The organism is Paracoccus tegillarcae (genome assembly GCF_002847305.1).
Lineage (GTDB): Bacteria > Pseudomonadota > Alphaproteobacteria > Rhodobacterales > Rhodobacteraceae > Paracoccus > Paracoccus tegillarcae.
On the sequence record NZ_CP025408.1, the window covers coordinates 2895582 to 2916608 of the forward strand.

Genomic DNA, 21027 nt, shown 5'->3' on the forward strand with positions numbered 1-21027 from the left:
AAATGGAAGGTTTCGGCGTACACACAAGCATGTGGACCATGCATTGGGATCGGGCAGGCGCAGAGCGGACGATCCCCTCTGCGGCCGCCTACAAGATGGATTTTATCGAGATCGCGCTGCTGGACACGTCGATCGTTGATGCCGCCCATACCCGCGACCTGCTGGCCAAGCACGAGATGCGGGCGGTCTGTTCGTTGGGCCTGCCAGAGGAAAGCTGGGCCTCTGTCAATCCCGACGGTGCCATCGCCCATCTGACCGATGCCATGGACATGGCCAAGGAAATGGGCGCCGAGGCGCTGTCAGGCGTCACCTATGGCGGCATCGGCCAGCGCACCGGCCTGCCGCCGACCGAGGCGGAATACGACAATATCGCGCGCGCATTGGCGGCGGCGGCGAAACATGCCAAGGGTCTGGGCATCGCCTTCGGGATCGAGCCGGTCAATCGCTATGAAAACCACCTGATCAACACGGGCTGGCAGGCCCGGCAGATGATCGAAAAGGTGGGCGCGGACAACATCTTCATCCATCTCGACACCTATCACATGAACATCGAGGAAAAGGGCGCTGGCAACGGCATACTCGATGCGCGCGAGCATCTGCGCTATATCCACCTGTCCGAAAGCGATCGCGGCACGCCGGGCGAGGGAACCTGTGACTGGGACGAGGTTTATGCCACGCTGGCCGCAATCGGTTATAAGGGCGGGCTTGCGATGGAAAGCTTTATAAATATGCCGCCTCAGGTCGGCTATGGGCTGGCGGTCTGGCGTCCGGTTGCCGAATCCTTCGAAGAGGTGATGGACAAGGGCCTGCCGTTCCTTCGCAACAAGGCCGCACAATATCGCCTGATATGAGCCGCCAGATCACCCTCGCTGCGCTGGCCCGGCACCTGTCAGATCTGGATCACGGTGATCGGGTGATCTGTGCGGTCGCCGGTGCGCCGGGTTCGGGCAAATCGACACTGGCCGAGGCGCTGGCTGCGCAGTTGAACAAGGGTCAGCCGGGGACAGCCGAGGTCGTTCCGATGGACGGGTTCCATTACGACGATCTCTATCTGGTCCCCGCAGGCCTGCGCCCCCGCAAGGGCGCGCCCCATACCTTTGACGTGGGCGGTTTGCGTAATGTGCTGGCAAGGCTGCGCACCCGTGACGAGGATGCTGTCGCGGTGCCGGTCTTTGACCGCGACATGGAAATCGCCCGTGCCGGTGCGCGGCTGATCGACCGATCGGTCCGGATCATTCTGGCCGAGGGGAACTATCTGCTGCTGGACAGCCCGCCCTGGCGCGACCTGAGCCCGCTTTTCGATGTGACGGTGATGATCGACGTGGACGAGCAGGTGCTACGCGCCCGCCTGACCCGGCGCTGGACCCGCTATGGCCTGACCGATGAACAGATAGAGGAAAAGCTGGAGGGCAACGACCTGCCCAATGGCCGGGTCGTCCGTGAAACCAGCGCACCCGCCGATTTCGTGATCCGGCAGAACCGATGAGCGACCGCGCGACCATCGCTGTGCTCGATGTGGGCAAGACCAATGTCAAGCTTTGGGCTGCCAGTGCGGACGGTGCTTTGCTGGAACAGGCAGAGACCCGGAACACGGTGCTGCCCGGCCCGCCCTGGCAGCATCACGATCTGCAGGGGTTGGGCGATTGGGTGGGCGAAACGCTGGCCGGCTTTTGCCGCCGCCATCCGATAGAGGTGATCGTGCCGGTCGGACATGGCTCTGGCGGGGTGTTGGTGGGGGCCGATCCAGATGCCAGGGGTGGTGGCGCAGCACTGCCGATGATCGACTATGAGGATGGATGCCCGCCGGAACTGGATGCGGACTATGCCGCGCTTGCAGGGTCGTTCGAGGATCGCGGAAGCCGCGTGATGATGGCGATGACCCACGCCGCGCGCCAGTTGCTGCGGATACAGCGGGCCGATGCCGATGCCTTCGCGGATGCGCAGCACTATCTGAATGTCGCGCAGTATTGGGGTTGGTGGTTCAGCGGGGTTGCGGCATCCGAGTTCTCGGCAATGGGCGCGCAAACGCATCTGTGGAACGTCCCCCGCCGCCGTTGGACACCCATCGTCGAGGCGCAAGGCTGGGGCCGCCTGCTGCCCGATTTTCGCCCGGCATGGGCGCCGCTTGGCCCGTTGCGCGACAGTCTGGCACAGCGGTTCGGATTGCCTCGGGGGCTGACCATACTGACGGGCGCGCATGATTCCAGCATCAATTTCCATCGCTACCGCGCCGCCGGGCTGACCGATTTCACGCTGGTCTCGACCGGCACCTGGATCGTCGCGATGTCACGCGAGGCCGATACCGCCGCATCCGATCAAAGCCGCAGCGCCACGATCAATGCCGATCTGACCGGCGAACCTGTCGGCGGCGCGCTGGCGATGGGCGGGCGTGAATTTTCCATGATCGCCGGCAAGGATTGGCAGGGCGAACACGTCGATCCCGCCGCGTTGGCCCGGATCGTGCAGCAGGGCACCATGGCGCTGCCCAGCTTTAGCAACAACGAGGGTCAGTTCCCGGGCAGCGCCGGGCGCGGTCGCATCATCGGCCCGCCGCCCGCAAACCCATCCGAACGCGCTGCGCTGGCGTTGATGCAATCGGCGCTGTTGACGGTGACCTGTGCCGATGTGCTGGCGGGCGGAGAGCGGCTGATCCTGGACGGCACCTTCCTGCGCGAGCCGCTTTATGCCCCCCTGGTCGCGGCGCTGCGGCCGGGCAGGCCGACCGCCTTTTCGGATGAGCCGCAGGGCGTGGTGATGGGGGCGCTGCAATTGGCAGGTCACGACGCGCCGTCCCGGCCTGCACTTACGCTAGATCCCGTGACCCCCATCCAGATCCCCGGCCTTGCCCAATACGGCAGACGCTGGCGCATAAATGCAGAAGAACAAGGAGCCTGATCCAGATGACCCAAGCCGAGCTTAGACAGGCCATGGTCGAGACCTGTCGCCAGATGAATTCGACCGGCATCAATCAGGGCACGGCAGGCAACCTGTCTGTCCGTTCAGGCGACGGCTTCCTGATCACGCCCTCGTCGCTGCCCTATGATCAGATGGGACCGGACGATCTGGTCGAGATGGATTTCGACGGCAGCTACGGCGGGCGCAGGCCCTCGTCCGAATGGCGCTTTCACCGCGATATCCTGAAGAACCGCACCGATATCGACGTGGTGCTGCACTGCCATTCGGTCTACGCCACCACGCTTGCCTGCCATCACCGCGAGATACCGGCCTTTCATTATATGGTCGGCGTTGCCGGCGGCACCACGATCCGCTGCGCCGATTACGCGACCTTTGGCACGCAGGCCCTGTCCGATGCCGCGCTGAAGGCGCTAAAGGGGCGGCTGGCCTGCCTGCTGGGGCAGCATGGCCAGATCTCGCTCGGGCGCACGCTGGATCAGGCATTATGGCTGGCGATCGAGGTCGAGACGCTGTCGCGGCTTTATGTGCAGGCCCTGCCTCTGGGCGACCCGCCGGTTCTGCCGGATGAGGAAATGGCGCGGGTGATCGAACAGATGAAGCGGATGAGCTACGGTCAGGGGCCAGAGCCCGAGGGCAGCAACGACATCGCCCGCCCGCGCGGCTGATCAGGAGGCGCAAGATGACCTGTTTCATGGGGATCGATGTCGGCACCGGCAGCGCGCGCGCCGGGATTTTTGATGCCGTGGGCAGGTTGTTGGGCAAAGCTGCATCCGAGATCGAGACCTTTCGCGAGGGCGCCGATATCGTCGAACAGTCATCGGCGCAGATCTGGTCGGCCGTCTGTGGTGCCTCGCGCGCAGCCATCGCGCAGGCAGGCGTCGATCCCTCGGATGTGGTTGGCCTGGGCTTTGATGCGACCTGCTCGCTGGTGGTGCTGGATGAGACGGGCAACGGGCTGCCGGTCGGTGCCAGTGAAGATCCGGCGCGCGATATCATCGTCTGGATGGATCACCGCGCCACAGCCGAGGCCCGCGATATCAACGCCACCAAACATCCGGTGCTGGCCTATGTCGGCGGCGTCATCTCGCCCGAGATGCAGACGCCAAAGCTGCTTTGGCTGCGGCGGCACCGGCCTCAGATCTATGTCAATGCGGCGCATTTCTTTGACCTGACCGATTTCCTGACCTGGAAGGCCACGGGATCACTGGCGCGTTCGGATTGCACGGTGACCTGCAAATGGACCTATGTCGCAGGCGAGGGCGGATGGAACGCGGACTATTTCGACCAGATCGGCCTTGAGGATCTGGCCCGGGAAGGATTTCGCCGCATCGGCGCGCAGATCGTCCCGCCGGGCACACCGTTGGCGCAGGGGCTGACAGACGAAGCGGCGCGCGCGTTGGGTTTGGCGCGCGGGACCGCCGTTGCCGCGGGTCTGATCGACGCTCATGCCGGGGGCTTGGGCACAGTGGGCGCCAGCGGGCTTGGGCCGGCGACGCAGAACATGGGATATGTGTTCGGCACATCGTCCTGCACCATGACGACCACCACCGATCCGGTCTTTGTGCCGGGTGTCTGGGGTCCCTATTTCTCGGCCATGCTGCCGGGCATGTGGCTGAATGAGGGCGGGCAATCCGCCGCCGGTGCCGCGATCGACCGGCTGATCCGGCTGCATCCGGCCTTTGATCAGGTCTCAGCGCTGGCCGGGCGAACGGGTCAGTCCACCCCCGACTGGCTGATGCAAACCGCATTGGCTGGCGCCGGATCGGCCAGCGATGCCGCTAGGCTGGCCGACGGGCTGATCGTGGTGCCGGAATTTCTGGGAAATCGCGCGCCCCATGCCGATCCAGATACCCGCGCGGTGATCGCGGGGTTGGGGATGGGTGATACGCCAGACAGCCTCGTCGCGCTGTATATCGCCGGAATCTGTGGTCTGGGCTATGGCCTGCGCCAGATCCTGCACGCACAGGCTGCACGTGGTGCGGCGGTCGAGCGGATCGTGATTTCAGGCGGGGCGGGGCGAAACCCGGCGCTGCGTCAGCTGCTGGCAGATGCGACAGGCACGCCGGTGGTCGCCCCCGAAAGCGATGAGCCGGTCTTGCTGGGCGCCGCCATGTTGGGGGCCTGTGCCTCGGACAGCTATGACAGTCTGGCGAAATGCATGCCGGCCATGTCGCGCGTGTCCCAGACCCATGAACCGGCCCAGGGCGAGACCGCGCGGCTGCATGCCCGGCGCTTTGATCTTTACGAGCGTCTGCACGACGTCGCGCGCCAGGTGGCGGTTCAGGCGCGCTAGGGCGGCTGTTTGGCGGTCGCCAGCGTGGAGGCATGCGCAGGTGCGCGGCGCAGGCGGCCACCCGTCCGGGCAGCCGCGCGCCGATGGCCTCAGCGAATGGGGTTGCGGTAAACCATGCGACGGACAGAGCCGGTCTTGGATCGCATCAGGATCGTTTCGGTGGTCAGATAGCCCGGTTCGCGCTTGATCCCGGCCACGACCGACCCATCGGTCACGCCAGTGGCGGCGAAGATCACATCCGCGGTCACCAGATCGTCCTTGGAATAAATGCGGTTCAGATCGGTGATACCCGCCTTGGCCGCGCGGCCGCGTTCGTCGTCATTGCGAAACAGCAGCCGGCCCCACATCTGACCGCCCATGCATTTCAACGCCGATGCGGCAAGCACGCCTTCGGGTGCACCGCCCGAGCCCATATACATGTCGATGCCGGTCAGTTCAGCCTCGGCGGTGTGGATGACGCCGGCCACATCGCCATCGGTGATCAGACGGATCGCGGCGCCGGTCTGGCGAACCTCGGCGATCATGTCCTCGTGCCGGGGGCGCTCCAGGATACAGACGGTGATGTCGCTGTCCTTGACGCCACGGGCCGTTGCCAGTGCGCGCACACGCTCGGCCGGCGACATGTCCAGATTGACCACATCCTTGTCATAGCCCGGCCCGATGGCCAGCTTGTCCATGTAAACGTCAGGCGCGTGCAGCAGCGTGCCGCGCGGCGCCATGGCGATCACGGTCAAGGCGTTGGGCATATCCTTGGCGGTCAGCGTGGTGCCTTCCAGCGGGTCCAGCGCGATATCGACCTCGGGGCCGTTTCCAGTGCCGACCTCTTCGCCGATATACAGCATCGGGGCTTCGTCACGCTCGCCCTCACCGATGACGACGACACCCTTGATGTCCAGCATGTTCAACTGATCGCGCATGGCATTCACGGCGGCCTGATCGGCGGCCTTTTCATCGCCGCGTCCGATCAGCAGGGCCGAGGCATGTGCCGCCGCCTCTGACACGCGGGCCAGGCCCAGGGACAGCATGCGATCGTTGAAATCCTTCTGGGTGCTCATCGGCTTTCCTCTGTTGCCTGGGGCTTTACCCGGCTTCTACGCGGCCACTGCCGGGCGGGCAAGGCTGTGTGGCACATAACGGGCACGCGCAGGGCTCATGCCGCGTCCAGTTCCAGCGCCAGCGCATGAATGCGCGGCACGATATCGCCAAGCGTGTTGTGCACCAGCCGGTGGCGCTGCAGCCTGCTGAGTCCGCCAAAGGCCGCGCTGTTCATGCGGATGCGGAAATGGCTTTGACCGCCGTCCTGATAGCCTGCGTGGCCGCGGTGGTCCTCGCTTTCGTCGATGATTTCCAGTGCCGTCGGGGCCAGTTCGGCCAGCCGTTCGGCCATCTCATCTGCAATCAATCGCTGATTGGTCATATAGGCCCCCTTTCATGTCCCGTGAAAAACCCTAAACTGCCTTTCCCGAGTCGCATAGGTGCTTGAGCATGACCAACAACGACCCGTTCGATTTTGATATATCGGCCGCCAAAGACAAGAAACGCAGGTCCAAGGGCCGGCGCGGCATGTCTGGCGCGTTCGAAACCTCGACACGCATGTGCGATAAGGAAGGCTGTGATCAGCCCGGCAAGTATCGTGCGCCCAAAAGCCCGCGCAACCTCGAGGACTATTACTGGTTCTGCAAGGATCACGTGCGCGAGTACAATCTGAACTGGAATTACTTTCAGGGTCAGTCCGAGGCCGAGTTCCAGGAGTTCCTGGACAACGCCACCGTGTGGGAACGTCCGACCAAACCCTTTGGCAAGGCCACCGAAGAACAGAAATGGGCGCGCCATGGGGTCAGCGATCCGCTGGAAATTCTGGGCGCCAATGGCACCAACCCCGAGGCACGGGCCAAAACCGGCCGCAAGCTGCCGCCGACCGAACGCAAGGCGCTGGATATTCTTGAGGCCAAGGACAACTGGACAAAGACCGAAATCAGAAAGCAATACAAATCACTGGTAAAGGTTCTTCATCCAGACATGAACGGCGGTGACCGCTCGGATGAGGACCGTCTGGCCGAGGTGGTCTGGGCCTGGGATCAGGTCAAGGAAAGCCGGTTCTTTCGGGACTGAGGCAGGCGAGGTCCGCTAGCAATAGTGTCTATCGGCACAACCTATCGGTGCCGCAACAGGGGCTTTGGCTGCGCGTGTGATAACTGAACGCGGTGGCATCGCCACGCCACCGCAAAGCATGGCTTGCGGTGGCGCAGTTATGTGATGGGCTTGGTCATTACCGTTCCGGCACCAGCCCGCGTGGCGAGAAGCGCAGCACCAGCAGCAGCACCAGACCCATGGCGATGAAGCGCATATGGGCCGCGCTATCCAGAAGGTGTTCCTTTAGCCCGCCCTCGGGCAGCGGTGTCACCAGCACGCCGATCAGAGAGGGACCCCAGACCTCGACCTTGATCCAGAGGAACCAGATCAAGATCGCGCCCAGCACGGCACCCCAGTTATTGCCCGATCCGCCGACGATCACCATGACCCAGATCAAAAAGGTATAGCGCAGCGGATTATAGCCCGTGGGCGCCATCAGCCCGTCCAGCGTGATCATCATTGCACCCGCAATCCCGATCACGGCCGAGCCGATGACAAAGACCTGCAGATGCCGGCCGGTGACGTCCTTGCCCATCGCCTCGGCTGCGGTTTCATTGTCGCGGATCGCGCGCATCATCCGGCCCCAGGGCGATTTCAGCGCCAGTTCGGCCAAGAGGATGATCGACAACAGCACAACGAGAAACAGCGACATGTAGCACAGCTTGACCCAGATGCCCGACGCCTCGGCCAGCGGGAAACCCCAATTGGCGGCCGCGGTCTGGAATTCCGGGTTCTGCTGCAACGCGATCTCATAGGGGACCGGGCGCGGGATCGAGGTGATGTTCTTGACCCCTCGCGCCAGCCATTCCTCGTTTTTCAGCACCGCCACGATGATTTCGCCGATGCCAAGCGTCGCGATGGCCAGATAGTCAGAGCGCAGTCCAAGCGCGACCTTGCCCACACCCCAGGCGGCAGCAGCGGCGAACAGCCCGCCGACGGGCCAGGATATCAGCACTGGCCAGCCCAGACCGCCCAGATTGCCATATTGCGCCGACTGGTTCGCCTCGATCGCGATCACGGCGGGATCAAAGATATTGCGATAGAGCACAAAGCCCGCGATCAGCGCGCCGGTCACGGCCAGCCCGCGCACCCAGCCCCGCCTGAGGCGTTGCCACAGGGTCACGGCCAGTCCCAACGTCCCAAGCCCCACGACAAGGGCCGTCAGCACGCGCAGACCGCCCGAGGACCAGCCGCCGTCGACCGGGGGCAGGGACACCAGCACCGGAGCCAGCCCGCCAAGCGCCAGGAAACCCACGACGCCGACGTTGAACAGGCCCGCATAGCCCCATTGCATGTTCACCCCAAGTGCGGTGATGGCCGAGATCAGGCCCATGTTCAGGATCGCGAGAGAGGTGTTCCAGCTGCCCGAGAACATGGCGCTGCGCCAACTGCCCTCAAGGATGAACAGGATCGCGAGGATGGCGAACAGGATCGGCGCGCGCCAGGGATTGGAGGATTCGGCTTGGCGGTTGGTGGACATAGCGCGGGCCCCCTTACACGGATTTGCCGCTGAACAGCCCGGTGGGCTTGAACAGCAGAACGATGATCAGGATGACGAAGCTGACGGCGAACTTGTACTCGGTCGACAGCAGCTGCAGCAGCCCGTCCGGCTGCCAGTCGGGGAACAGATAGCCCGCGATCTTCAGCCAGGGATAGGTGATTGCCACCTCGGAAAAGGCCACCACAAAGCCGCCTGCGATGGCGCCAAGCGGGTTGCCCAGACCGCCCACGATGGCGGCGGCGAAGATCGGCAGCAGGATCTGGAAATAGTTGAAGGCCTTGAAGGATTTATCCAACCCGTACAGCACGCCGGCAATGGTCATCAGCGCGGCGGCGATGATCCAGGTCAGGCGCACGACGCGTTCGGGATCGACGCCGGAGAGCAGCGCCAGATCCTCGTTGTCGGAATAGGCGCGCATGGCCTTGCCCGATTTGGTGCGGTTGAGAAACCAGAACAGCGCCCAGACCACCACGACCACGACGACCAGCGTCAGTGCCTGCGTGGTTTTCAGCGCCAGCCCCTCTGTCAGGCCCGACCATTCGCGGAAATCGCGGACATTGATCACGAAACGCGCGCCATCGGCAAATCGCTGCTCGTCCACGCCGATCAACAGGCGCGTGAACCCGTTCATCAGGAACATGACGCCGACAGAGGCCATCACCAGAATGATCGGCGCGGCCCGTTGTGCGCGGTAAAAGCGATAGACGGTGCGGTCGGTCAGCAGCACCACCGCCGCCGTCCCCGCAATCCCCACCGGCAGCGCCAGCAGCGCCGTGGGCAGCGGCCCGAGCGAGATCCCAAGCGATTGCAACCCCCATGTCACGATGATGGTGATCGCGGTGCCAAAGGCCATGGTGTCGCCATGGGCAAAGTTGGAAAATCGCAGGATGCCGTAGATCAGCGTGACCCCTAGCGCCCCAAGCGCAAGCTGCGCGCCATAGGTCGCGGCGGGGATGAAGACAAAGTTCAGAAAGGCCACGAGGGCGTTCAGGATATCCATCAATGGGCCTCTTCGCAGCGTCCGAGATAGGTCATGACCATGGCCGGATCGGCGATATGGGTTGTGTAGCGCGCGGTTCCGTCGGGCGAGAGCGTCAGCAAGCGCGCGCCGGTGGCGTTTTCGATATTGAAAAGTCGAACCAGACCGTTCTGGTCCATGCCGGCAAGCGGCAGGTTCTCGGCACTGTCTTCCAGGCGCCCGCTCAGCGTGGCGATACCGGCGTCGATGCTGCTCGCAAGCAGCACCAGGCTGGCCTCATAACCCGAGGGCGCGCATTCCTGGTCGAGACATTCGTTGTCAAAGCTGCAATGCCAGCTGGCCTCTTGCGCCAGCACGCCCAGGGGCATCAGGCTGCACAGGGCCGCTGCAAGGGCAGGGATCATTCGCATGTCTCAGCCCCCCAGGAAGGTGCGGCGCACCTCGTCATTGGCCATCAGCTCCTTGCCGGTGCCGGTATGTGCGTTGCGGCCCTGAACCAGCACATAGGCCTTGTCGGCGATCATCATGGCCTGCTGGGCGTTCTGTTCCACCATCAGCACAGGCAAACCGCCTCGGGCGATGGCGATGATACGATCGAACAGCTCGTCCATGACAATGGGCGACACGCCCGCGGTCGGCTCGTCCAGCATCAGCAGGTCGGGCCGGGTCATCAGCGCGCGGCTGACGGCGACCTGCTGGCGTTGGCCACCTGACAACTCGCCTGCCGCCTGCTTGCGCTTGTCGGCGACGGCGGGGAAAAGCTCGTACACCTGTTGCAGCGTCTCGCGAATGTCATCGTCGCGGATAAAGGCGCCCATTTCCAGGTTTTCCTCGACCGTCATCGAGGGAAAGATGTTGTTCACCTGCGGCACAAATCCCATCCCGGCCTTGACCCGGTCCTGCGGATTTAGCGCCGTGATGTCACGCCCGTTCAGCCGGACCGAACCCTGCCGCAGATCCAGCATCCCGAAGATCGCCTTCATCGCGGTGGACTTGCCGGCGCCATTGGGGCCGACGATGACGGCGATTTCGCCCTTTTCGACCGCGATCGTGCAATCGTGCAGAATGTCCGGGCCGCGCCCGTAGCCGCCGGTCATGCCGTCGCCGATCAGAAACGGATCGCCTGCGCGTCCGGGACCGGTGGGCCCGGATTTGCGGGTGCCGTCAACCGTGCCTGGCGGGCGTGGGTTCACGATCGACGCGTCGCGGTTGCCACGCTTTCCGAATGCCTTGTCGGCGTCGCTGTCGCTCATGCGCCGATCATCTCCTTGTTTTTCAGGCCGCGGCCCAGATAGGCCTCGATCACCTGTTCGTTCTGCATGATCCCCTCTGCCGAACCCTGCGCCAGCACCTTGCCTTCGGCCATGACGATCACCGGATCGCAAAGCTTGCCGATGAAATCCATGTCATGCTCGATCACGCAGAAGGTATAGCCGCGTTCCTTGTTCAGCCGGATGATCGCGTCCGAGATCGTGCCCAGCAGGGTGCGGTTCACACCTGCGCCGACCTCGTCGAGAAAGACGATATTGGCATCGACCATCATCGTGCGGCCCAGTTCCAGCAGCTTTTTCTGGCCACCCGAAAGATTGCCGGCCTTTTCGTGCGTCAGGTGTCGGATGGTCAGAAAGTCCAGCACCTCATCAGCGCGCTTGCGCAGCGCCTCTTCTTCGCGGTCGATCTGGCCGCGCCGGAACCAAGTGTTCACGATGGTTTCGCCGGTTTGTTTGCCAGGCACCATCATCAGGTTTTCGCGCACCGTCATCGACGAAAATTCATGGGCAAGCTGGAACGTGCGCAGCAGACCCTTGTGAAACAACTCATGTGGCGGCAGACCGGTGACGTCTTCGTCGCCCATGAAAACGCGACCGGAAGTTGGCTTGAGAACCCCTGCGATCACATTGAAAAGAGTTGTCTTTCCAGCCCCGTTCGGGCCGATGAGCCCGGTGATCGAGCCCTTTTCGATGGTCATGCTGGCACCGTCAACCGCACGGAATCCACCAAAGTGTTTATGCAGATCCTCAACGCGGATCATGGCAATTTTCCCCTGTCAGATTGCGCCGTTTGTGGCGCAGCGGACCTTTGCGGCCCTGTCATTTATTGCAATCAGGCCCGATGCAGCGCGCATCGGGCCTGATCAGATCTAACCGAAAGGCTTAGTGGAAACCAACCACGCTCAGCTCGCCTTCGGGGAATTCCACCTCGCGGTAGACGCCGGCGCTTTCGCCTGGGCCGACCAGCTCGACTGCGGTGGCGCCGACATAGTCGATGTCGGTGCCAGCAGCCAGCAATTCCAGACCTTTGGCCAGTTCACCCGGCATGATCTTTTCGCCCGGCTCGTTGGCGATTTCCATCACCTTGTCCTTGTAGGCGGCAGGGTCCGAGGAACCGGCAGCCTGCATTGCCAGCAAGATCATCGCGGCGGCGTCATAGGCTTCGGCCGAAAAGGCCGAGCTGCCGTCAAAGCCTGCGGCTTCGGCGGTGGCGATATAGTTGTCGCGGCCTTCACCTTCGGCGGCCGGGTTCTGTCCGAACGAGGTTGCCAGTTCGGTGCCGAAATTGTCGACCAGAGCCTGGCTGATCATGCCGTCGGGGAAGACAAAGGTTTCAAAAGCGCCCGTGTCCAGCGACGCGCGGGTGATGCCCGAGCCACCCTGATCGACATAGCCTGCCACGACCAGCGCATCGCCGCCTGCTGCGGCCAGTGCTGCGACCTCGGCCGAATAGTCGGCCTTGCCGTCGTCATGCGCTGCATTGATGGTCACAGTGCCGCCAGCAGCCTCGTATGCTGCCTGAAAGCTGTCGGCCAGACCCTTGCCATAGTCATTATTGGTATAGGTCAGTGCCACGCTTTCGATGCCACGGCTTTTGATGATGTCGGACATCACTTCGCCCTGACGCGCATCCGAAGGCGATGTGCGGAAGAACAGGCCCTGATCTTCGATCGTCGACAGCGCCGGCGAGGTTGCCGAGGGCGAGATCATGACGATGCCGTTCGGCACGGCCACATTTTCCAGCGAGGCGATGGTTTCGCCCGAGCACATGCCGCCGACGATGCCCTTGATGCCTTCGGCCACGACGCGTTCCAGCGCCGAGACGGCCGCAGCGGCATCGGTACAGGTCGAATCGGACTGAACGATTTCAACGGTCGAGCCGTCCAGCAGATTGCCGGAATCGGTGACTTCCTTCGCGGCCAGTTCAGCACCACCCAGCATGTCGGGTGCCAGCGATTCCAGTGCACCGGTAAAGCCAAGCGAGGCGGCGAGTTTGATATCCTCTGCACCGGCAATGCCGGCTGTGAAGGTCATCGCCACACTGGCAAGAAGAAGTTTTTTCATAATTTTGTCTCCCAATTGGAACAAGTTCCTGCGGCGCAGGTTAGAAGCGCCAATTCCAAAAGAAAAGCACCATGTCGCTGCGTCCTGCCTATCAATTCAGTCAATTTGACCCAGTTTCGGGCGGAATGCGGGGTCAGCGCCAGCCCAGGCGGTCGTCGCGCCGGCGAAACGGCAGCGCCAGCAGGCCAAATAACAGCCAGCCCAGCAGAAAGCCGATGCCCCCGGCCGCCAGTCCCGCAAATGTAACCGGGATCGCAGGGCTGAAATCGCCCCAGGTCGCGCTGAGTGTTTCAGGGTCGCGCAGCCTGTGAGGCAGCAGCATTCGCTCCAGCGGGCCGGCCAGGCGCAACATTGCCAGATCGGCCTCGGCGTGGTCCAGCCGGTCGAAGGCTCTGGTCATATCGGCCTGATGCAACTCGCGAAAGGCGCTGCCGCTCAGATCCGCAAGCGCCTCGGCGCGGGTCACGCCGGCGCGCTCGGCGCTGGCATCGAAGTCCCGCGCGATTCGGCCAAGCGCATCGACCTGGCCGCCAAGCCGCTGGACATATTGGTCGGAAAAAGCGGGAAACTGCGACAGCGCGACGGCGCAGGCAAGCGCCATCGCCAGTCGCAGAAATCCGGTCATACCGCGTTCGCCGCCAGGATCGGCTCATAGATCTGGACCAGACGTGCCACCGCGTCCTTGGGCGACATTTCCTGGCTTTCGCCGGTGCGGCGGCTGGTCAGTTCCACCTTGTTATCGGCCAAACCGCGCGGGCCGACGGTGATCCGCCAGGGCAGGCCGATCAGGTCCATGGTGGCGAACTTGGCGCCGGCGCGCTCGTTGCGGTCATCATAAAGCGGGTCCAGTCCACGCGCCTTCAATTCAGTATACAGCGCCTCGCAGGCGCTGTCGGTGCTGGCGTCACCCTGTTTGAGGTTGGCAATGCCGACATGGAAAGGGGTCACGCCCTCGGGCCAGACAATGCCCTTGTCGTCATGGCTGGCCTCGATGATCGCGCCCAGCAGTCGCGAGACGCCGATGCCATGGCTGCCCATATGCACCGGCACCTTGGCCCCGTCCGGACCGACCACGGTGGCGCCCATCGGTTCGGAATATTTGGTGCCGAAATAGAACAATTGGCCGACCTCGATCCCGCGCGCGGAACGGCGGCGCTCTTCGGGGACCTTGTCGAACACGTCCTGATCGTGGGTCTCATCGGTGCGCGCATAGCGGCTGGTAAATTCCTCCAGCACGGCCTGGCACTGGCCCACATCATCATAATCGATCTGCCGGTCGCCAAAGCTCAGATCGGTGATTTCGCTGTCATAGAACACCTCAGACTCGCCGGTTTCGGCCAGGACCAGAAACTCATGCGTGTAATCGCCACCAATCGGCCCGCCATCGGCGCGCATCGGAATGGCCTGCAGCCCCATGCGTTCATAGGTGCGCAGATAGGCCACCAGATGCCGGTTATAGGCATGCAGCGCGTCTTCCTTGGTCAGATCGAAGTTATAGCTGTCCTTCATTAGGAATTCCCGCCCGCGCATCACCCCGAAACGGGGGCGGCGTTCGTCGCGGAATTTCCACTGGATGTGATACAGCGTCAGTGGCAGATCCTTGTAGCTGTTCACCCCGGACCGGAAAATATCGGTGATCATTTCCTCGTTGGTGGGGCCATATAGCAGATCGCGCTTGTTGCGATCCGTGACGCGCAGCATTTCTTCGCCATAGGCGTCATAGCGGCCCGATTCCTTCCACAGCTCGGCAGGCTGCAGCGTGGGCATCAACAGCGGGATATGCCCGGCGCGCTGCATTTCCTGATGCACGATCTGCTCGATCCGGCGCAGAACCTTGTAGCCAAGCGGCAGCCAGGAATAGATCCCCGCCGTCTGCTGCTTGACCATGCCCGCACGCAACATCAGCCGATGGCTGACGATCTGGGCCTCTTTGGGGTCCTCTTTCAGGACGGGCAGAAAATAGCGCGACAGACGCATGGGGCGGCCCTTTCGGCGGCGATTGGCATTATTCTGGCCTTCTGAGCCAAGCCGGCATGCGATGCAAGGGTCGCGCGGCCGTGCACCTTGCCGTCGGCGGGCGAGGGCCGTCATAGTGCCGTGAACAGTTTGCGAGTATCGGCGCGATGAAAAAGAACGAGCCGCCCAAGGATCTGCTGGATTGGCTGGGCATCAGCGAAGCACCCAACTGGGGCGTGTCGCGGCCATTGGGCGGGTTGATTGCGATGCTGATCGGCCTGCTGGTGATTCTGGCGCTGTCAGCGGCGGTTGTCATGCTGGTGCAAGTCGCCGGGGGCGCCGCGGCCTCGCTTGGGGCAGGGGCACTGATCGTGGCGGTGCTGTCGGCGCCGTTTCTGATATGGGGCACGTGGATCAAGCACCGGGCTCTTGGCTTTCAGAAAGAGGGCCACCTGACGGACCGGCTGGCCAAGGCTGTTGAACAGCTTGGCGCGGAAAAGACGGTCAAGAAAATCGTCGATGGCACGACGCAGGAAACCAGCGAACCCAACCTGGAGGTTCGCATCGGCGGTCTGCTGTCGCTGGAGCGCATCGCGCAAGACAGCAGCGCCTATGACCAAGGCCGCGATCATGTCCGGGTGATGGAGATCATCTGCGCCTATATCCGCAATAATGCGCCGGCAAGCATGGCGCAGGATTTCCCCGAGGGCGATCTGGAACCGCTGGATGATGAGGCCGACGCCGAACAGATCAAGGCGCATATTGACCTGATCGGGAACCGGAGGACGGAACGCCGCAAATGGCTCGCCGGCCTCAAGAAACCGACCGAGGATATCGCGCTGGCCCTGCTGATCCTCGAACGTCGCAGCGACCGGCAGCGCCGGTCCGAGGCTGCGCATGGGCAGGACGGCGTGACCGCGGCCCAATGGGTCTTTGCCGAAGCTTGTCCGACTCTGCCCGAACCGCCAAAGGACCAGCCGCACCCACCCGGTGCGATCAAGGATTTCGAGGAACGCTTGGCGGATTGGAAGCGAAAGTTGGCTGACTATCGTGGCTATCGCCCCGATTTGCGCGGCACCTGCCTGCAGCGCGCCGATCTGGCGGGCTTACACCTCGGAGGTGTTCGATTGGAAAGCGCGCGGCTGGAAGGGGCGGAGCTTTGGGGCGCGCGGCTGGAAGGGGCGGAGCTTTGGGGCGCGCGGCTGGAAGGGGCGAGCCTTGGGCGCGCGCGGCTGGAAGGGGCGGAGCTTTGGGGCGCGCGGCTGGAAGGGGCGAGCCTTGGGCGCGCGCGGCTGGAAGGGGCGGAGCTTGGGCGCGCGCGGCTGGAAGGGGCGGAGCTGTGGGGCGCGCGGCTGGAAGGGGCGAAGCTTTGGGGCGCGCGGCTGGAAGGGGCGGAGCTTGGGCGCGCGCGGCTGGAAGGGGCAGAGCTTTGGGAGGCGCGGCTGGAAGGGGCAGAGCTTTGGGAGGCGCGGCTGGAAGGGGCGGAGCTTTGGGAGGCGCGGCTGGGTCGCACCATCCTCACGGCTGCTAAGTGCAATGGTGCAGCCTTGAGGATGGTAGATCTGTCTTCAACTGTCGATTTGACGGGCGATCAGGTCAAATCAGCTTTTGGCGATGCCAGTGTGACATTGCCCGAGCATCTGCGCCCGCCGCCGGATCATTGGCCGGATTGGGTTATGGATCGTGAAGATTTTGACAACGAATGGGCCGAATTCCGCGACAACCCCGACAGTTACACCCCGCCACCCCGGCCCGCGGAATCCGCCAGTGACTAACCCACACTTGCAACCTCGCAGCCAACCGGCCACATAGTTCCGAAGGTCGAAAAGGTGGTCATGATGCGTATTCCCGTTCAACGGCAGCTTATCTGGTGGGGCATTGCCGGCATTTTGCTGCTGGTCACCATGTGGCTGCTGGGCAGCGCCATTCTGCCCTTTATCCTGGGGGCGGGCGTTGCCTATCTGCTGGATCCGGTGGCGGACCGGCTGGAACGGATGGGGCTGTCGCGGACCATGTCGGTTGTCGTGATCACCGCAGCTGCCGTGCTGGTCTTTGCGCTTGCGCTGTTGCTGGTTGTGCCGCTGCTTGTGCGTCAGGCCTCGCAATTGATCGCCACCGCGCCCGAGATGCTGGACGGGCTGCGCAGTTTTCTGGCCAGCCAGTTCCCCAATCTGATGCCCGAAGACAGCACCATCAACGTGGCCATCACGCGCGTCAGCAGCGCCATTGGCGAGCGCGCGGGCGAGGTGATCAGCACCGTCATGGGTTCGGTCGCCGGCGTCTTTGGGGTGATCGCGCTGTTTGTGATCGTGCCGGTGGTGGCGTTTTACCTGCTGCTGGACTGGGACCGGATGGTCGCCCATATCGACACGCTGCTGCCGCGTGAACATGCGCCGACGCTGCGCCGGCTGGCCCATGAGGTCGATGAGGCGCTGTCGGGATTTCTGCGCGGGCAGGGGCTGGTGATCCTGATCCTCGGCACGTGGTATTCGTTCATGCTGATGCTGGTTGGCCTGCCCTTCGGCTTTTTCATCGGCATCATGGCGGCTGTGCTGTCCTTTATTCCCTATGTCGGCGTCTTGGTCGGCGGGGCCACGGCCATCGGGGTGGCGCTGTTCAGTTTCTGGGGCGATCCGCTGTGGATCGGCGCGGTCGTTGCCATCTTCGCCATCGGTCAGGTGGTCGAGGGCAATTACCTGCAGCCCAAGATCGTCGGCGAAAGCATCGGTCTGCATCCGGTCTGGCTGCTCTTGGCGCTGTCGGTCTTTGGCACGCTGTTCGGCTTTGTCGGACTGGTCATCGCGGTGCCGCTGGCGGCGGCGCTTGGTGTGCTGGTTCGCTTTCTCACCCAAAGATACCGCGAAAGCAGTCTTTATACCGGGCAGGGTGCGCCGGCCGAACCGGCCGAACCCATGCGGGTTGAACTGGTGCCGCGCGGCACCGTCGAGGCCAGCCGGCAAGATGCGGCGACCAGCCCGTCCAGCGCGGACATCGCCTGATCCCCGTGCCCCGGCAACTGACCCTTGATCTGGCCGGCGATCCGGCCCATTCGCGCGCCGATTTTCTGGTGGCTGATGCCAATGCGCTTGCGGTGGCGGCGCTGGACGCGCCGGATGCCTGGCCGCAGGGCCGGATGCTGCTGATCGGAGAGGCAGGCGCCGGCAAGACCCATCTCGCCTCGTTCTGGGCGGCCGAGCGTGGCGCGATGCGTGTCTCGGCCCCGGCGCTGACCCCTGAGGCCGCCGATGGGCTTGCCTGCCAGAACGGCGCGCTGGTGATCGAGGATGCGCATTGCGCGGGCGGGCTGCCGCAGGCCGAGCAAGCGCTGTTCCATCTGTGGAACATCTGCCACATGCGCAACTGCCTGCTGCTGCTGACCGCGCGCAGGGCGCCGCGCGATTGGGGCGTGGTCTTGCCTGATTTGCGTTCGCGCATGGATGCGATGCCGCAGACCCGGATCGCCGCGCCGGACGAGGGTTTGCTGGCCGCGGTGCTGGTGAAACTGTTCGCTGATCGCCAGCTGTCGGTGCCTGCGGGGCTGATCGACTGGCTGGTTCTGCGCATGGATCGCGATCTGGGACTGGCCAGAAAACTGGTCGCGGCGCTGGACGAATCTGCTATGGCGGATCAAAAGCCGGTCACGCGCCGTCTGGCCTCGGATCTGCTGGACCAGCTGACGGCACCTGACCCATGATCCGCCCTCTTGCGCGCAATAGCCTGACATGACCCAAGCTGATTTTCTGCACAATCCGTTTCCGCCCGCCCGCGAGGTGCCCGGCGGCACGCCCGAGGGCCCCGCGCGCTTTTTCAACCGCGAACTCAGCTGGCTAAGCTTTAACTGGCGGGTGCTGGATGAGGCACGAAATGCCCGTGTGCCATTGCTGGAACGTCTGCGCTTCCTGTCGATCAGCGCCACCAATCTGGATGAATTCTATACCGTTCGCGTGGCCGGGCTGCGTGAATTGATGCGCAGCGGGAATGCGGGTCCGTCGGATGACGGGCTGACCCCGGCCGAGCAGCTTGCACTGATCAACGCGGATGCGCGCCGGTTGATGGGCGCGCAGCAATCGGTCTGGAACCGGCTCAGCGATGAGATGGCGCAGGCGGGCATCACGATCCTTGAACGGGGTGAGGTGACGCCCGAGCAGGCCGACTATCTGACGCATTATTTTCAGGATAGCGTCTTCCCGGTCCTGTCGCCCCTGGCCATCGACCCGGCGCATCCGTTTCCATTCATTCCCAATGCCGGGTTCTCGCTGGCGCTGGAACTGGTGCGAGACCGCGATGGGCGCAAGATGCAGGCATTGTTGCCCATTCCGGGCCAGCTTGCGCGGTTTATCCGTTTGCCGGGCAGCCGGGATTTTCTACGGCTCGAAGACCTGTTGCTGATGAACCTGGCCAGCCTGTTTCCGGGGTATCGCGATGGCGGACACTGCGCGTTTCGGGTGCTGCGCGAAAGCGATCTGGAGGTCGAGGAAGAGGCCGAGGATCTGGTGCGCGAGTTCGAGACCGCCTTGAAACGCCGCAGGCGTGGCAGCGTCGTGCGCCTGAAGATCACCGCGGGTGCCCCGCCGGCTTTGCGTGACCTGATCATGCAGGAACTGGAAGTCAGCCCTGACGAGGTGGTCGAGGTCACCGGCTTGATGGGCATGACGGATCTGGCCGAGTTGGTGCTGGACGACCGGCGCGATCTGCTATGGCCGTCGTTTACGCCGCGCGTGCCCGAACGCGTGCAGGATCACGGCGGCGACATGTTCGCGGCGATCCGGCAAAAGGACATGTTGCTGCACCACCCCTATGAGACGTTTGACATGGTGGTCCGCTTTCTGCAGCAGGCGGCGCGCGACCCCGACGTCCTTGCAATCAAGCAGACGCTCTATCGCACCAGCCGCGACAGCCCCATCGTTGACGCGCTTTGCGAGGCGGCCGAGGCGGGCAAATCCGTCACCGCCTTCGTCGAACTGCGCGCCCGCTTTGACGAGGCGGCGAACATCCGTCAGTCGCGCCGGCTGGAACGCGCGGGCGCGCATGTCGTTTATGGTTTCGTCAACTACAAGACACATGCCAAGATCAGCAGCGTCGTGCGCCGCGAGGGCGACCGGCTGGCGACCTACAGCCATTGGGGCACCGGAAATTATCACCCGATCACCGCGCGCATCTATACCGATCTGTCGATGTTTACCTGTGATCCGGCGCTTGGGCGCGATGCCACCAAGGTGTTCAACTACCTCTCGGGCTATGTGAACCCCGAGCGGCTGGAAAACCTGTCGATCAGCCCCATCGACATGAAGGACAACCTGATCGCGCTGATCCGGCGCGAGGCCGAAATCGCCCGGCAGGGCCGACCAGCCGCGATCTGGGCCAAGATGAATTCGCTGATCGAAAAAGACGTGATCGAGGCGCTGTATGACGCCGGCACTGCCGGGGTAAAGATCAGCCTGATCATTCGCGGCATCTGCGGCATCCGGCCCGGCATCAAGGGATTGTCCGAAAATATCCGCGTGAAATCGATCGTCGGGCGCTATCTGGAACATTCCCGCATCGTCTGCTTTGGCAATGGCGGGGGCCTGCCATCGGACAGGGCGCGGGTCCTGTTTTCTTCGGCCGACTGGATGAAACGAAACCTGCTTTATCGCGTCGAAACATTGGTCGAATGCCACAACCAGACGGTCAAGGCGCAGATCGTCAATCAGATCATGGCAGCCAATCTGGCGGATGAGGCCCAAAGCTGGATCCTGCAGCCTGACGGGCGTTATGTCCGCTATTTGCCTGCCGAACGGGATGACCTGTTCAATTGCCATGTGTTCTTCATGGCCAACCCCTCGCTCTCTGGGCGCGGCACGGCGGGGTATCGCGATGTCCCCGCCCTGACGCATTCGACCGGCTAGGCCGACGCGGCGGATGACACCCCATG

Annotated in this window: 20 protein-coding genes; 10 read left to right on the plus strand and 10 right to left on the minus strand. The window is 63.5% G+C overall.

Translation table 11 applies throughout. The features are described from left to right. The first annotated feature begins 2 nt into the window (after positions 1 to 2). The 5 genes from CUV01_RS14045 to CUV01_RS14065 are packed head-to-tail and all read left to right on the plus strand — an operon-like array spanning position 3 to position 5209. Entirely contained in the window at positions 3 to 851 is an 849-nt protein-coding gene (locus CUV01_RS14045; RefSeq protein ID WP_101461019.1) for a sugar phosphate isomerase/epimerase family protein, read from the plus strand. Continuing rightward, complete coding sequence (locus tag CUV01_RS14050; RefSeq protein ID WP_101461020.1) at positions 848 to 1486, plus strand: nucleoside triphosphate hydrolase; 639 nt, start codon at positions 848 to 850, stop codon at positions 1484 to 1486. The genes CUV01_RS14045 and CUV01_RS14050 overlap by 4 nt, the downstream gene beginning before the upstream one ends. Beyond that, complete coding sequence (locus CUV01_RS14055) at positions 1483 to 2895, plus strand: FGGY family carbohydrate kinase (protein ID WP_101461021.1); 1413 nt, start codon at positions 1483 to 1485, stop codon at positions 2893 to 2895. Before CUV01_RS14050 ends, CUV01_RS14055 begins: the two co-directional genes overlap by 4 nt. Before the next feature lie 5 nt (positions 2896 to 2900). Next, positions 2901 to 3581, plus strand: coding sequence for a class II aldolase/adducin family protein (locus CUV01_RS14060; protein ID WP_101461022.1), 681 nt, complete (start codon positions 2901 to 2903; stop codon positions 3579 to 3581). A 14-nt stretch (positions 3582 to 3595) separates the two neighbouring features. Beyond that, complete coding sequence (locus tag CUV01_RS14065) at positions 3596 to 5209, plus strand: FGGY-family carbohydrate kinase (protein WP_101461023.1); 1614 nt, start codon at positions 3596 to 3598, stop codon at positions 5207 to 5209. 89 nt (positions 5210 to 5298) lie between these two features. On the opposite strand, the gene glpX is transcribed toward CUV01_RS14065, so the two are convergent. Further along, positions 5299 to 6264 carry a class II fructose-bisphosphatase gene (gene glpX / locus CUV01_RS14070; protein WP_101461024.1) on the minus strand — a complete coding sequence of 322 codons (966 nt, stop codon included), beginning with the start codon at positions 6262 to 6264 and terminating at the stop codon, positions 5299 to 5301. 95 nt (positions 6265 to 6359) lie between these two features. Next, the gene (locus tag CUV01_RS14075; protein ID WP_198731827.1) at positions 6360 to 6626 is read right to left on the minus strand and encodes a BolA family protein; all 267 of its coding nucleotides are present in this window, start codon (positions 6624 to 6626) and stop codon (positions 6360 to 6362) included. Between the two features lie 68 nt (positions 6627 to 6694). Between CUV01_RS14075 and CUV01_RS14080 the strand changes: the two genes are divergently transcribed. Further along, complete coding sequence (locus CUV01_RS14080; RefSeq protein WP_101461025.1) at positions 6695 to 7321, plus strand: J domain-containing protein; 627 nt, start codon at positions 6695 to 6697, stop codon at positions 7319 to 7321. 157 nt (positions 7322 to 7478) lie between these two features. On the opposite strand, the gene CUV01_RS14085 is transcribed toward CUV01_RS14080, so the two are convergent. The 8 genes from CUV01_RS14085 to proS all read right to left on the minus strand — a co-directional run bounded on the left by CUV01_RS14085 (position 7479) and on the right by proS (position 15134). After that, positions 7479 to 8822, minus strand: a complete 1344-nt coding sequence (locus CUV01_RS14085; protein WP_101461026.1) for a branched-chain amino acid ABC transporter permease — start codon at positions 8820 to 8822, stop codon at positions 7479 to 7481. Between the two features lie 13 nt (positions 8823 to 8835). Further along, complete coding sequence (locus tag CUV01_RS14090; RefSeq protein ID WP_101461027.1) at positions 8836 to 9843, minus strand: branched-chain amino acid ABC transporter permease; 1008 nt, start codon at positions 9841 to 9843, stop codon at positions 8836 to 8838. After that, positions 9843 to 10226, minus strand: coding sequence for a hypothetical protein (locus CUV01_RS14095; RefSeq protein WP_101461028.1), 384 nt, complete (start codon positions 10224 to 10226; stop codon positions 9843 to 9845). Before CUV01_RS14095 ends, CUV01_RS14090 begins: the two co-directional genes overlap by 1 nt. A 9-nt stretch (positions 10227 to 10235) precedes the next feature. Further along, complete coding sequence (locus CUV01_RS14100; protein ID WP_101461029.1) at positions 10236 to 11075, minus strand: ABC transporter ATP-binding protein; 840 nt, start codon at positions 11073 to 11075, stop codon at positions 10236 to 10238. Next, positions 11072 to 11854: an ABC transporter ATP-binding protein gene (locus tag CUV01_RS14105; RefSeq protein ID WP_101461030.1), complete on the minus strand. Its 783-nt coding sequence runs from the start codon at positions 11852 to 11854 to the stop codon at positions 11072 to 11074. Before CUV01_RS14105 ends, CUV01_RS14100 begins: the two co-directional genes overlap by 4 nt. Positions 11855 to 11975: 121 nt before the next feature. Then, complete coding sequence (locus CUV01_RS14110) at positions 11976 to 13157, minus strand: ABC transporter substrate-binding protein (RefSeq protein WP_101461031.1); 1182 nt, start codon at positions 13155 to 13157, stop codon at positions 11976 to 11978. 133 nt (positions 13158 to 13290) lie between these two features. Next, positions 13291 to 13782, minus strand: a complete 492-nt coding sequence (locus tag CUV01_RS14115) for a DUF2937 family protein (protein ID WP_101461032.1) — start codon at positions 13780 to 13782, stop codon at positions 13291 to 13293. Further along, on the minus strand, positions 13779 to 15134 hold the full coding sequence (proS, locus tag CUV01_RS14120) for a proline--tRNA ligase (RefSeq protein ID WP_101461033.1): 1356 nt from the start codon (positions 15132 to 15134) through the stop codon (positions 13779 to 13781). Before proS ends, CUV01_RS14115 begins: the two co-directional genes overlap by 4 nt. A gap of 146 nt (positions 15135 to 15280) precedes the next feature. Here proS and CUV01_RS14125 point away from each other — a divergent pair, with 146 nt between their 5' ends. Genes CUV01_RS14125 through CUV01_RS14140 form a run of 4 tightly spaced genes read left to right on the plus strand, consistent with a single transcriptional unit; the run spans position 15281 to position 21001 of the window. Next, positions 15281 to 16888: a pentapeptide repeat-containing protein gene (locus CUV01_RS14125; RefSeq protein WP_101461034.1), complete on the plus strand. Its 1608-nt coding sequence runs from the start codon at positions 15281 to 15283 to the stop codon at positions 16886 to 16888. Positions 16889 to 16948: 60 nt separating this feature from the next. Continuing rightward, positions 16949 to 18112, plus strand: coding sequence for an AI-2E family transporter (locus CUV01_RS14130; RefSeq protein WP_338418316.1), 1164 nt, complete (start codon positions 16949 to 16951; stop codon positions 18110 to 18112). Positions 18113 to 18117: 5 nt separating this feature from the next. Continuing rightward, on the plus strand, positions 18118 to 18807 hold the full coding sequence (locus CUV01_RS14135) for a P-loop NTPase family protein (RefSeq protein WP_101461035.1): 690 nt from the start codon (positions 18118 to 18120) through the stop codon (positions 18805 to 18807). Between the two features lie 28 nt (positions 18808 to 18835). After that, on the plus strand, positions 18836 to 21001 hold the full coding sequence (locus CUV01_RS14140; RefSeq protein WP_101461036.1) for an RNA degradosome polyphosphate kinase: 2166 nt from the start codon (positions 18836 to 18838) through the stop codon (positions 20999 to 21001). Positions 21002 to 21027: the final 26 nt, after the last annotated feature.